Here is a 12058-nt window from a genome sequence, read left to right as displayed (position 1 = left end):
GTCTGGTCGGCCCCCTGATCTCTCCGAGAATGCGCGCTCAGCAGATCCGGCCCAACCCCCATGCACTGCTATAATTATCTTCCTGCATAACATATCTGGAGTACTGATGCACCCATGCGGCGGAGACCCAAGGACCAGAACGCGAAGAAGATCGCACACGAACGGATCGCCCTTCTCTTTGAACGAGCGGCCGAGTTCTACCCTGTAGATCCCGAGGTGAGCAACCGGTGTGTTGCTCTTGCTCGACGGATCGCCATGCGCCAGCGGGTCAGGATCCCCCGCGAGTATGGGACACGCTTCTGCAGGCGGTGCTCGGCGTACCTCGTCCCTGGGTCCAATGCCCGCGTCCGGGTGCAGCACGGAAAGGTGCTCGTCACCTGCCGTGTCTGCGGTCACCAGAAACGCTATCCGGTGGTGAAAGAACATCGAAAAAAATGAACTCTTCCAGGAACTGAAGCCGACCATATGGATCGGCAAACAGGGATGTTCGGATACCCTCATCGAGGAGATCCGACTCCAGCTCAAGCAGCGCAAAGTCGTCAAGATCAAATGGCTCCGGAGCACCGACGTGGATGCCGACGAGATTGCCCGCCGCGCCGGCGCCACACTCGTCGGCGTGCGGGGCCGGACCATGGTCCTTGCCGAAAAGCGGAAAGGAAGCAGGCGGGTCTGATCCGATCCCCCTCTTCTCCGGGCATATGGGCTCAGATTGCCTGAAAAAACCCGGGTTTTGCCGCTCGAAATATATAAAAACACCCATGGCAAATAGATAAAGACTGGTAACATCGATCGTTACAGTGAGGTTAACCAATGACAACTGTATATGACATCCCGGCTGAGATGCTCATCCCGCAGGTGGCCCGTGAGTTAAAGGAGCTCCCTGCCATTGAGCCTCCAGAATGGGCGGCTTTTGCCAAGACCGGGATCCACAAGGAAATGCCTCCTGAAGACCCCGACTGGTGGTATATCAGGACGGCGGCTGTCCTCCGTCGCGTCTACATCGACGGTCCGGTCGGCGTGGAGAGACTGAGGAGTGCATATGGCGGGCCCAAGAACCGCGGTTCCCACCCGAACCAGTTCAGGAAGGGAAGCGGCTCGGTCCTGAGAAAGGCGCTCCAGCAACTCGAGGCAGAAGGTCTTGTCGAGAAGGTGCACGACGGCAGGCAGGTCTCTGCAAAGGGCCGCGCCTTCCTGGACACGATTGCGAACAGCCAGAAGGCCGCGGCGACTGAGGCCGTGCCTGACCTTGCGCACTACTAAGGACAGGGGATACTGATATGAGTGACGACGAACTCTCTGAGATCAGGCGCAAGAGAATGGAGCAGCTCCAACAGCAGGCCATGAGCCAGCAAGAGGATCTGGAACGTCAGAAACGCGCGGAATCAGAGATGCAGTTGGCGCTCATGCAGATCCTTGAACCAGAGGCGCGTGAACGGCTGAATACGATCAAACTCGCCAAACCCGAGTTTGCACAGGCGATCCAACAGCAGCTGGTGATGCTCGCGCAGAGCGGCCGGATCAGGCAGAAGATCTCTGACGAGCAACTGAAGGCGCTGCTGGTGCAGGTCGCCCCCAAGAAAAAAGAGTTTCGGATCACGCGGAAGTAGATGAAAGTCGGTCTGCTCTTCAGTGGAGGGAAAGACAGCGCCCTTGCTGCGATGCTCCTCTCCCGCGACTACGAGGTCGAACTCAACACCTTTGTCTTCGACCCCGACCGGGAGGTGGCGTCTGTCGAGGGTGCGGCCAGGACACTCGGGTTCCCATGGCGAAAACACGCCCTGGGCCTCGAATGTCTGGCGGCGGCCGCAAAAAAAGTGATCGCGGACGGCTATCCGGCCGATGCGATCACGGCGGTCCACCGTCGGGCGGTCCGTCTTCTTGCAGAGGAGTACGAGGTGGTTGCCGACGGCACCCGGTTGAACGACCGTGTGCCGGCGATGACCCGGGGAGATGTGATGCGCATGGCAGACCGGTATGGCTGTTCCTATGTCCGTCCACTCCTTGGCTTCGGGAAAGCCGAGGTGCAGCGGCTTGCCAGGCAACACCTCTGTGTCGCCTATGGTGAGACCGGCACCATCGAAAACGGTGATTATGAATATGAGATCAGGGCTGCGGTCGGACAGATGGGCCACCGGTGTGCGGAACTCTTTCCAGCACACCATCAGCAGTCCCTGGTCACAGGTGCAACCGGCATCGAATGACGGTGATAGCTATGAGCAAAATTACCAAGGGCCGTAAGGTCCGACTGGCAAAAGCAGGCATGCAGAACCGCCGTGTTCCTGCATGGGTGATGATTCGGACGAAGCGCCACGTGGTATCCCACCCTAAGAGGCGCATGTGGAGAAGAAGCACGCTGAAGGTGTAGAGAGATGGTAGAGGCACTCAAAGAGCAGATCTATATTGTTCCTCTCCGCGACGCCAAGCGCGCCCCCAGGCGGAGGCGTTGCAATGTTGCGATTAAAGATATCAGGGCATATCTTGTCCGGCACATGAAGAGCGAAGAGATCAAACTGGACAGCAGCATCAACGAGAAGGTCTGGGAGCGCGGCGCCGGAAAGCCGCCAGCGTCGATCCGGGTCCGTGCCATGAAGTTCGAGGACGGACAGGTCCAGGCCGAACTCGCTGAGGAGTGAAATGGAAAGAACGATCGACTTTGCCGCCGATCCGCATATCGGTGTCTTTGCGCGGGCCTTTGAGGAGTTCGCAGTCGTTCCCCCCATGGCGACCGAGGAGTTTACAGAGAGTGTAGCCGAGGCGCTCGATGTCGAGGTCGTCAGGACGACGGTCCAGGGCTCGTCGATCATCGGTTCACTCCTTGCCGGCAACTCGAACGGGATGGTGGTGAGCGGGCTTGCGACTGATGAGGAACTCGCGGTACTCAGGGAACATGGGGAGGTGATGACCCTCGGGACCTCGATGAACGCGGCCGGGAACGTGATCCTTGCCAACGATTCGTTCGCTGCAGTACACCCAGACATGCCGATAGAGGAGGCAGAGGAGATCGGGACGTTCCTCGGGGTGCCGGTGCGCAGGCTGACCTTCGCCGGTATAAAGACCGTGGGAATGGCTGCGGTCGCCACCAACAAGGGTGTCCTTGTCCATGCCAGGAGTACTGATGCTGAGATCGCCGACCTCGCAGAGTGTGTGGGGGATCTCCAGATCGGGACAGGCACGGTAAATATGGGCGGCGGCCTTGTTGGGACCGGGGTTCTTGCGAACAGCAAAGGATATGTCGCCGGGTTCGAGACCACAGGTTTTGAACTTGGGCGGATTGAGGAAGTGTTTGGCTTTCTGGAGTGAGCAGAATGGAGATGCAGAAGTTTGAAGTTAAAGGCGCCTGTCAGATGGGTGAGATCAGGCAGTCCTTCACGAAGGTCGTCGAGGCCCCGAATGAGAAGGTTGCAAAGGAACATGTTTACGCTGATATCGGTAGTAAACACAACCTGAAGAGAAGGTATATCTCAATCGATGGCGTTACCGTACTAGGTGACTAAGTCCATGGAACATGCCGACCCGAGGGAGCTGCAGTCGCTCCAGTATTATCTTAACGAGTATGGACAGCAGGCGGAGGTCATGGCCAGGCAGCTGGAGATGATGGACCAGCAGAGAGTCGAGACCTTTGCGGCGATCGAGACGCTCCGGTCCCTTGGCGAGGCCCAGGATGGTACCGTCCTCCTTCCGATCGGTGGCGGCGTGAGCGTCAGGGCAGCAGTCCCTGACCCAGAAAAGGTACTGGTCGCGATTGGGGCGGACGTAACTGTCGAACGCAGCAACGAGGATGCAATCTCGTTCCTCGAAGGGCGGGCCCGCGAACTTGAAGCCTCAGAGAAGAAGGTCGCCGAGACGATCGAAAATCTGAAGAAGGAGATGAACGAGATCGCAACCCGCCTGAACGCTGCTTACCGTCAACAACAGCAGACCGCTCCAGGCAGGTAATCCCCATGTTTGAGGGCCTGAAGAACAAACTGCAGAATATCAAGGAGAAGTTTGGCCACTCGATCAAAGACGCCGCCGGCGAGGCGGTCCGCGAGGAGGTCAGGCCTGAGACCACGACCCCTGCTCATGCAGAGGTCAGTGAACCTGTTTTTGAGCCGGAACAACCGGCGGTTGAACCTTCACCCGAGACCAGGGTGCCAGAACCTGAACCCGAACCCGAACCCGTGTCCCGCGCCCCTGCTCCGCCGGCACCTGAGAACCAGGTTGCCGCCGAGCCTAAGAGGTTAGGCGGGATCGTCTCCAGGGTCAAGACACTGGTACTTGAGCGCGAACTGGTGATCTCTGAGAAAGACATCGAAGAGCCCCTGTTCGAACTCGAGATGGTTCTTCTGGAGAATGACGTCGCCCTTGAGGTGACCGACGCGGTCATCGGGTATATGCGCGAGGATCTGGTCGGGAGCCACCGCAAGATCGGCACGCCGGTCGACGAGATCGTGATGTCGGCGCTCCGTGGTGCACTTCTGAACGTCCTTGGCGACGGGTTCGACCTCCTGGAGTATATCCAGGCGCATGAACGTCCTGTCAAGATCCTGGTCACCGGCGTGAACGGAACCGGGAAGACGACGTCCATCGCAAAGATGGCCCACTATCTCGAAGCAAACGGCCATTCAGTCGTGCTCGGGGCAGGGGACACCTTCAGGGCCGGGGCGATCGACCAGATCGTCGAGCACGGTCGGCGGCTTGACATCAAGGTGATCAAGCACCAGGAAGGTTCTGACCCGGCAGCGGTGCTGTACGACACCATCGAATACGCCCGTGGGCACGGGATCGATGTGGTCCTTGCCGATACGGCCGGGAGGTTCCACAACCGCAAGAACCTGATGAACCAGCTCGAAAAGATCAAGCGGGTGATGAAGCCTGACCTGGTGGTCTATGTCGACGAGGCGGTCGCGGGCAACGATGCCGTGGTGCGGGCCAAAGACTTCAACGACCTGGTCGGGACCGACGCCGTGATGCTCACCAAGGCCGACATGGACTCGAAGGGTGGGGCGGCGATCTCGATCACCCAGACGATCGGCAAACCGATCCTCTTCCTTGGGACCGGGCAGGCCTACCACGACATCGTCCCCTTCAGACCCGAAGCCGTGGTCGATGAACTCCTTGGTACGGAGGAATAATACACATGGTGCTCGACTCGCTCAGTTCGTCTCTCAAAGACGCAGTCAAGAAACTCGCAGGCAAGACCGTCGTCGACCGGGCGGCAGTGGAGGAGCTGGTGCGCAGCCTCCAGCGCGCTCTCATCCAGGCCGACGTCAACGTCAAGCTCGTCATGCAACTCTCCCAGTCGATCAAACAGCGGGCCCTGGAGGAAGAACCCCCGCGCGGGATGAGTGTCCGCGAGCATGTGCTGCGGATCGTCTACCAGGAACTGGTCGGGCTGATGGGTGGGGCCGGCATGGTCGACCTTGCCCCGCAGACGATCCTGATGGCCGGACTGCAGGGGAGCGGCAAGACGACCACGACCGGGAAGCTCGCCCGCTATTTCAAGCGCAAGGGCCTGAAGGTCGGGGTGATCTGCGCCGACACCTTCAGGCCGGGCGCCTACCAGCAGCTCGCCACCCTCTGTGAGAAGGTGGACGTCCCGATCGTCGGCAGGCCCGACGAGGATGACGCCCTCAAGATCGTCCGCGAGGGGATGAAACACTTCGAGGGGGCTGAGGTCGTCATCATCGATACCCAGGGGCGTCATGCCCTTGAAGACGAACTGATCGAGGAGATCGTCAATATCAACGAGATCGCTCGCCCCGACCACCGGTGGCTCGTCATCGACGCCGCTCTGGGTCAGCAGGCCAAGGAACAGGCGCGGCGGTTCAACGACGCCATCGGGATCGACGGCGTGCTGATCACCAAGATGGACGGCACGGCCAAGGGTGGCGGCGCCCTCTCTGCAGTCTCTGAGACGAAGAGCGGGATCGTCTTCATCGGCGCCGGCGAGACCGTCGACGATCTGGAGCGGTTCGACCCCGACGGGTTCATCTCAAGGCTTCTAGGGATGGGCGACCTGAAGGCCCTGGTCGAGCGGGCCGAGGAGGTCATCTCCGAGGACGAGATGGACGTCAACGCCATCCTCAGGGGAAAGTTCACCCTGCGGGACATGTACAAACAGCTTGAGGCGGTGAACAAGATGGGACCGCTCAAGCAGGTGATGTCCATGCTCCCGATGGGTGGGATGCAGATCCCCGACGACGCCTATGACGTCACCTCGACGAAGATGGAGCGTTACAAGGTGATCATGGACTCCATGACTCCCGCCGAACTCGACGACCCCCAGATCATCTCAGGCCCCAGGGTCCAGCGGATCTCGCAGGGGTCGGGGGTGCCGCCCGAGGATGTCCGTGAACTCCTCAAATATTATCGGATCATGCAGCGTGCGCTGAAGGGGATGCGAGGGAATAAGTTCTCCATGCAGCGCATGATGAAGCGGTTCGGGAAGATGCAGTAGGAGCAGGATGAGGCGTTTTGTCGTGGTCGGGCACCTGGGGAGCACTGACCCCGGGTTTTCGCTGAATGATCTCCCTGGTGCCGGCCGGATGGACGAGCTCTGCCGGTGCGTGGCGGCTTCCCTCTGTCTCTCTCACGGGATGAGGCGGGACGCCGAGTGCTGGCTTCTCCTGCTGGGCGGACCAAGGGGTCCAAAGACGATCTGTTTTTCCGGGGCGAAGGTGCGAAACCTCAGTCCCGACGAGCGCAATATTGCAGGCCTGATCAAGAAGGCCCTGGGCCTGCCGTGCGGGACGACCTTCCGTGAGGCGAGTCCGGGCGTGTGGGTGCGGAAAGGAGGGCTTGCCGCGGTGCTCGAAGAGTGCTCGTGTGCAGTCCTGGACGAAGGGGGAGAGGACGTGCGGGAGGGGTCGTCCCTGCCCGAGACCCTCCTCCTCTCCGACCACCTGAACTTCACCGAGGAGGAGGAGGCCCTGGTCCACGGGCTTCCGACCTACTCTCTGGGGCCAGAGGTCCTCCATGCCGACCAGGCGATCGTGGTGCTGCACAACGAACGTGACAGGAGAGAGAGCTGAATGGATCTGATCGAGACGGTCGGGGCGGTCCTGGAATATGGTCCGATCTGCGACCACTGTCTCGGGCGCTTCTTCGGGAAGCGCTCGTTCGGGTTGTCGAACAAAGAGCGCGGGCTGGCCCTGCGGATTGCCTATGCCCTCGCAAAGAACGAACCCTTCTCCGGGGAACCTGACGAATGCTGGGTCTGCGACCGGGTCTTTGACCGGGTGGACGAGTGGGCGGGCGGCGTCGTCGAGGCCCTGGAGGGGACCGAGTGCGCGACTTTTCTGGTCGGGACGCGGGTGCCTCCGCTCATCGCCGAGAGCGAGGAGATGGTCTGGTCAGACCTCTCGCTCACCGACCCTGAACCGATCAAGTCGGAACTGAACCGTGAGGTCGGCAAGGCGGTCTCGGCCCTCACCGGGAAGGTCGTCGAGTTCAAGCGGCCCGACGTGGTCGCGATCCTCAACCTGGCCGAAGCGCGGGTGGAGGTCGAGGTCAACCCGGTCTATTTCAGGGGGCGCTACTGCAAGTACGAGCGCGGGATCCCGCAGACCCACTGGGACTGCCGGGTATGCCGCGGCAAGGGGTGCGAGCGGTGCAACTACACCGGCAAGATGTATGCCGACTCGGTGGAAGAACTCATCGGGCGGCCTGCGGCCGAGATCTTCGAGGCCGAGGCGGCGGTCCTCCATGGTTCAGGGCGCGAGGATATCGACGCCAGGATGCTTGGAAGCGGCCGCCCCTTTGTGATGGAGATGCTCAACCCGAAGCGCCGGGAGGTCGATCTCGCCGCTCTGGAGGCACTGATCAATGAGCGTGCTGAAGGGCGCGTTGCGGTCAAATTGACCGGATGGAGTTCCCACACCGAGGTGGAAACCCTTAAATCGAACAAAGCGCATAAAAAATACAGGATTCTCGTTGAGATCGATGGAGATATTTCCCTGGACGAACTCAGATCTGCACTGGACCGGTTGAATGGTGTGACAATCCACCAGCGCACCCCAAAACGGGTCGCGCACCGCCGGGCCGACAAGATCCGAGAACGCAGGGTGATACACATTCAATCTCCGGGGATGCAGGATGGGAAATTCGTCATCGAAGTCGCAGGCGAGGCTGGTCTTTATATCAAGGAACTGGTCTCAGGCGATGAAGGGCGGACGACCCCAAGTCTTGCTGGGCTCCTGGGCAAAGAAGCTCGTGTCACCAGCCTTGATGTAGTGCTGGTGGAAGAACCAGAGAGAGGTGAATGAGATGGCTCATCATAATGGTCTGAGGAAGAAGACACGGTATAAGCTGAAGAAGGATCTCAGGCGCCGGGGCATTGTCCCGCCGACTGCAGCGATCCAGAAGTTCGAGATGGGGCAGAAGGTCCACATCGTCTGTGAACCGAGCATCCAGAAAGGTATGCCCAATCGGAGGTTCCACGGGAGGACGGGGACGGTTGTTGGCCAGCGCGGCCGCGCCTGGCTCGTCGAAGTTCCTGACGGGAACAGTATGAAGATTGTAATTTCCAGACCACAACATCTAAAGCCTCAGAAAGTATAATTTCCACCGAGTGATTGGCATGAAGGTTAAAGGAGTAATTAGCGAGGAGCGGATCACCCTTCCCGAGATGAAGGGTCAGCTCGCACAGGTCGAAGCACGGCGTCTTGATGCCGAGCAGGAGATGTCCTATGAGCTCCGTCAGAGCATCGAGCATGCCAATCACCTTTCCAAGACCTCAGCCGAGCAGTCCCGCGACCTCGTGGACAAACTCCTCACTCTTGAAAAGATGAAACCTGATATCGCGTTCAGGATCGCAAATATCATGCCCCAGTCAAGGGATGAGCTTAGAGCGATCTATGCCAAGGAGCGCTATACGCTCACTGGCGAGGAACTCGATGCTATTCTGGAGATGGTCATCACTCATCTCTGAGGGTTTGTTATGAAGGCTGAGAAAAAGGAGATCTACGCAGTAGTTGTGGATATACTTCTCCAGGGACGCCTTGAAGACCAGAAACGCGGCTTCAAGCGCGAACCTGTCGTGCAGGCGGTGGGGACAGGCCAGTTCAAGCTCCTTGAATTGATCCCGAAGAAAGGCGCGGATATCCAGATCCATGATGCGGTCTATATCGGCGAGAAGGAGCGGGACAAGGTCGAGCGGGTGAAGCGTCGGATCAGTTATGCTGACCTGACCAACACTGCAAAGGTCGAACTCCCCTTTGCGATCGAGGCGATTGTGAAGGAGGACGAGGCACGGTTTGTTGACTTTTTCAACAAGGCGGTACCGGTCACGCCAAAGCTCCACATGTTCCATCTTCTCCCTGGCATCGGGAAGAAGCTTATGTGGGAACTGGTCGAGGAGCGTGACAAGAAGCCGTACGAGAGCTTCGAGGATATCGCCCTGCGGATCAAGTCTATCCCGAACCCGACCAAACTGATCGTCGGGCGCGTGATGGAAGAACTTGAGGATCCAGAGGTCAAGTACCGCCTCTTCACGGCACGATGAAAGCACGGCATGATCAACATTTTCTGATTGACCGGCGGGCTGTCGGTCGGATCGTGGACCTGGCAGGCGACCTTGAGGGTCGGCGGGTTCTGGAGATCGGGCCTGGGAGGGGGGTGTTGACCACCGCCCTCCTTGAGGCCGGCGCGACGGTGACGGCCGTCGAGCTGGACGGTTCCCTGGTCGAGGAACTCTCGTTCATGTTTATCGACGAGATCGAGGCTGGGCAGCTTGAACTGATCCATGGCGATGCGACCAGGGTCGCGTTCCCGCCGTTCGAGATCGTTGTCGCAAATCTTCCTTATTCTGCTTCTTCGCCGATTACGTTCCGTCTGCTTGAAATTGGTTTCGAGCGGGCGGTGTTGATGTACCAGCGCGAGTTTGCAGAGAGGATGGCGGCGACGGTCGGGACACTAGACTGCGGGCGTCTCTCGGTGATGGTCCAGACCTATGCTGATGTGGACCTCTGCTTCAACCTCGGACCGGGTTCGTTCTCCCCGCCGCCGGCAGTCGATTCGACGGTGGTGCGCCTCACCCCCCATGAACCGCCGCACTTCATCGCCGACCGCGAGATCTATGCGGCGGTGGTGCGCGAGCTCTTCTCTCACCGGAGAAAGACGGTGAGGAATGGGCTGCGCGGGGCGAAGCGGGTTTTTGGGAAGGAGGAGCTGGACCGGGTGTTGACCGAACTCCCTGACGAGGTGCTCATGATGCGCCCGGAAGAACTCTCGATGATGATTTTTGCGATGATCGCAAATCTCCTGGTGCCGCGCGAGAACTGAGCGGCCGCCCCTAGATCTCCTTTTTCTGAGGAAAGGTGATTTTTTCCCTTTTCTTTTTTTCAGGCTGCTTTTGTAGGTCTGCGTATCTATTTGGGTTGCAGGCATGAGTTGATCGATTTTTCTCTCTGAATGAATCTTTTAGACAGGGATTGAACATGACCGTGGGTCTCCTGGGTGTGTGGGCTTGTGCTCCCTCTTCAGAGCAGGACACCACGGAGGGAACACTGTCTCATTGCTGCCTCACCCCTACCCGCTTCATGGGGCCCGGGGGGTGCAACCCCCTTATCATTCGGAAGATGGATCCGCACTCTGTGTATTGGTCAGGAAGGTGTGTGGTGAATTCAAATCATTATGAAAACCCGGAGAGATGATATTCAGGATTATTTCCAGGGTAATCTGGCATGGGGCGAGGTCACCCCTCATGCATACGGGATGAATCCCTGGCACGATCAATATGGGAAGGTGGTTGAGTCATCTGCACGTCAGGAATGAGTGTGGGTTTCGAGCCATTTTTTTCCTTTTTTTGGCTCTATAGAACCCCTCACCTCTTGTGGGGGTGAGACGTGTGTCACCCGCCTTCCTACCCCTTTGGCCGGGGGCGGCCAAGCCCCCCGCCAGAGAGAGAGCCAGTGAGCGTGACTCGCTTTCGTGGTTTATCCCGGCGCAGAGATACCAGCCTGTAAGCATCTTCTTCATGCCGTTGCCGGGCCTGTATCCATTTTCTCTTCTTCTGTTTCTTCTTTCATCTCTTTCCCAAGTATCTCCCCGGCGTCGGGTGTGAGTCGGTAGTGCATCGTTCTTCCTTCTTTCCTTGACTCGACGAGTCCGTCCCTGATGAGCTTCTTCATGTGCCAGGTGATCGTCGCCCTCGACACTTTAACCGTCTCGGCGGCCTCTGACTGGGAGATATCTGGTGTCTCCATCAGGAGCGAGATCAACTTCTTCTTGGTCTGGCTTTTGAGGTGGATGAGGAGGTGCTCCTCAGTTGCATTGAGGGTTTCAGAGTATGCGAAGTACCCGAAGGTATTTCCCTGCCCGGTTCGGTGGACAAGTCCCTTCCTTTGCAGACGGAAGAGGTGGTAGTTCACGGTGCCGCGGCTGATCTCGGTTGCCCCGGCGATCTCAGATACCGTGATGCCCGGATTATCGCTGATACACATAAGGATCTGCCTGCGGGTCGAGGTCTCAGGGGAGAGCCGACGCGAGGCACACCGGTAGCCGAAGAATGCCAGGATGCCGAATGAATAGAGGAATTTGATGGGCACGGCGAGGGCCGGGCAGTAGATGAGCATGTAATATGTGAGCAACTGCATCGGCGGGACTGACCAGATCGGTACGATCTCCTCGTCATCAAGATTTATCCCGTCGGTCGGGATCTCTGGGGGTATGGGTTCGACGATGATCTTCGCCGTCGCCTGAATCGGGACAAGAAGGAGTATCAGGATGAGTATAATGATGGCAGTGGGGGTTCGATGCATGAGTCAACTCTTGGTCTCTGGGTGGGGGTGGGGCCACAGCGAGATGCTGTCGGCATACACTGAGTAGGAGATATGGACCTTAAATGGTGTGAGTTGATCCACTCTATGTTCTTAGATCCGTGTATCGGCGACTCAGGAAAAATATGTGGTTTGAAAAATATATTGTGGGGAGGTGTGGTGGACTCCGGGGTTTTGCAGGTTTCTTCCTCATGCGATCTGTTCTGAATGATATTCATGCGGTATGCTTGAGGCGTGCGCTCGATTCATGAACGGGTCTACAGGGTCCGCGAGGAAGGCAGAACAGGAGAGTGTGAAGA

Annotated in this window: 19 protein-coding genes; 18 read left to right on the top strand and 1 reads right to left on the bottom strand. The window is 58.6% G+C overall.

All coding sequences use genetic code 11. The features are described 5' to 3' along the window. The first annotated feature begins 114 nt into the window (after window positions 1-114). From J2129_RS06560 to rsmA, 18 genes are all read left to right on the top strand, one after another. Window positions 115-438 carry a ribonuclease P protein component 4 gene (locus J2129_RS06560; RefSeq protein ID WP_209630103.1) on the top strand — a complete coding sequence of 108 codons (324 nt, stop codon included), beginning with the start codon at window positions 115-117 and terminating at the stop codon, window positions 436-438. Further along, on the top strand, window positions 425-673 hold the full coding sequence (locus J2129_RS06555; RefSeq protein ID WP_209631281.1) for a YhbY family RNA-binding protein: 249 nt from the start codon (window positions 425-427) through the stop codon (window positions 671-673). Before J2129_RS06560 ends, J2129_RS06555 begins: the two co-directional genes overlap by 14 nt. Window positions 674-810: 137 nt before the next feature. Then, on the top strand, window positions 811-1260 hold the full coding sequence (locus J2129_RS06550) for a 30S ribosomal protein S19e (RefSeq protein ID WP_209630102.1): 450 nt from the start codon (window positions 811-813) through the stop codon (window positions 1258-1260). Window positions 1261-1277: 17 nt separating this feature from the next. Next, entirely contained in the window at window positions 1278-1607 is a 330-nt protein-coding gene (locus J2129_RS06545; protein ID WP_209630101.1) for a DNA-binding protein, read from the top strand. Beyond that, complete coding sequence (locus J2129_RS06540; protein ID WP_209630100.1) at window positions 1608-2201, top strand: alpha hydrolase; 594 nt, start codon at window positions 1608-1610, stop codon at window positions 2199-2201. It begins immediately after the preceding gene. Window positions 2202-2212: 11 nt separating this feature from the next. Then, window positions 2213-2365: a 50S ribosomal protein L39e gene (locus J2129_RS06535; RefSeq protein WP_209631280.1), complete on the top strand. Its 153-nt coding sequence runs from the start codon at window positions 2213-2215 to the stop codon at window positions 2363-2365. A gap of 4 nt (window positions 2366-2369) precedes the next feature. After that, the gene (locus J2129_RS06530) at window positions 2370-2633 is read left to right on the top strand and encodes a 50S ribosomal protein L31e (RefSeq protein ID WP_209630099.1); all 264 of its coding nucleotides are present in this window, start codon (window positions 2370-2372) and stop codon (window positions 2631-2633) included. Window position 2634: 1 nt separating this feature from the next. Then, entirely contained in the window at window positions 2635-3300 is a 666-nt protein-coding gene (locus J2129_RS06525) for a translation initiation factor IF-6 (RefSeq protein ID WP_209630098.1), read from the top strand. 11 nt (window positions 3301-3311) lie between these two features. Beyond that, on the top strand, window positions 3312-3494 hold the full coding sequence (gene rpl18a / locus J2129_RS06520) for a 50S ribosomal protein L18Ae (protein ID WP_348632302.1): 183 nt from the start codon (window positions 3312-3314) through the stop codon (window positions 3492-3494). Next, window positions 3487-3936 (top strand): prefoldin subunit alpha, encoded by a 450-nt coding sequence (pfdA, locus tag J2129_RS06515; protein ID WP_348632301.1) that lies wholly within the window; start codon window positions 3487-3489, stop codon window positions 3934-3936. Before rpl18a ends, pfdA begins: the two co-directional genes overlap by 8 nt. Window positions 3937-3941: 5 nt before the next feature. Continuing rightward, window positions 3942-5114, top strand: coding sequence for a signal recognition particle-docking protein FtsY (ftsY, locus tag J2129_RS06510; protein ID WP_209630096.1), 1173 nt, complete (start codon window positions 3942-3944; stop codon window positions 5112-5114). Between the two features lie 8 nt (window positions 5115-5122). Next, window positions 5123-6439, top strand: a complete 1317-nt coding sequence (locus tag J2129_RS06505; RefSeq protein ID WP_209631278.1) for a signal recognition particle protein Srp54 — start codon at window positions 5123-5125, stop codon at window positions 6437-6439. A 7-nt stretch (window positions 6440-6446) separates the two neighbouring features. After that, window positions 6447-7013, top strand: a complete 567-nt coding sequence (gene trmY, locus J2129_RS06500) for a tRNA (pseudouridine(54)-N(1))-methyltransferase TrmY (protein WP_209630095.1) — start codon at window positions 6447-6449, stop codon at window positions 7011-7013. After that, window positions 7014-8246, top strand: a complete 1233-nt coding sequence (locus J2129_RS06495; protein ID WP_209630094.1) for a tRNA pseudouridine(54/55) synthase Pus10 — start codon at window positions 7014-7016, stop codon at window positions 8244-8246. A gap of 1 nt (window position 8247) precedes the next feature. Next, window positions 8248-8541 (top strand): 50S ribosomal protein L21e, encoded by a 294-nt coding sequence (locus J2129_RS06490; RefSeq protein WP_209630093.1) that lies wholly within the window; start codon window positions 8248-8250, stop codon window positions 8539-8541. Window positions 8542-8560: 19 nt separating this feature from the next. Next, on the top strand, window positions 8561-8911 hold the full coding sequence (locus J2129_RS06485; RefSeq protein WP_209630092.1) for an RNA polymerase Rpb4 family protein: 351 nt from the start codon (window positions 8561-8563) through the stop codon (window positions 8909-8911). Between the two features lie 9 nt (window positions 8912-8920). Beyond that, complete coding sequence (locus J2129_RS06480) at window positions 8921-9484, top strand: DUF655 domain-containing protein (protein WP_209630091.1); 564 nt, start codon at window positions 8921-8923, stop codon at window positions 9482-9484. Next, entirely contained in the window at window positions 9481-10263 is a 783-nt protein-coding gene (rsmA, locus tag J2129_RS06475) for a 16S rRNA (adenine(1518)-N(6)/adenine(1519)-N(6))-dimethyltransferase RsmA (RefSeq protein ID WP_209630090.1), read from the top strand. Before J2129_RS06480 ends, rsmA begins: the two co-directional genes overlap by 4 nt. Before the next feature lie 692 nt (window positions 10264-10955). On the opposite strand, the gene J2129_RS06470 is transcribed toward rsmA, so the two are convergent. Further along, window positions 10956-11741, bottom strand: coding sequence for a winged helix-turn-helix transcriptional regulator (locus J2129_RS06470; RefSeq protein ID WP_209630089.1), 786 nt, complete (start codon window positions 11739-11741; stop codon window positions 10956-10958). Between the last annotated feature and the right edge of the window lie 317 nt (window positions 11742-12058).

The sequence above is a fragment of the Methanofollis sp. W23 genome (genome assembly GCF_017875325.1).
In the GTDB taxonomy this organism is placed as follows: domain Archaea; phylum Halobacteriota; class Methanomicrobia; order Methanomicrobiales; family Methanofollaceae; genus Methanofollis.
Note: the sequence above shows the minus strand (reverse complement) of the source record. Positions and strands in the feature narration are given on the sequence as shown.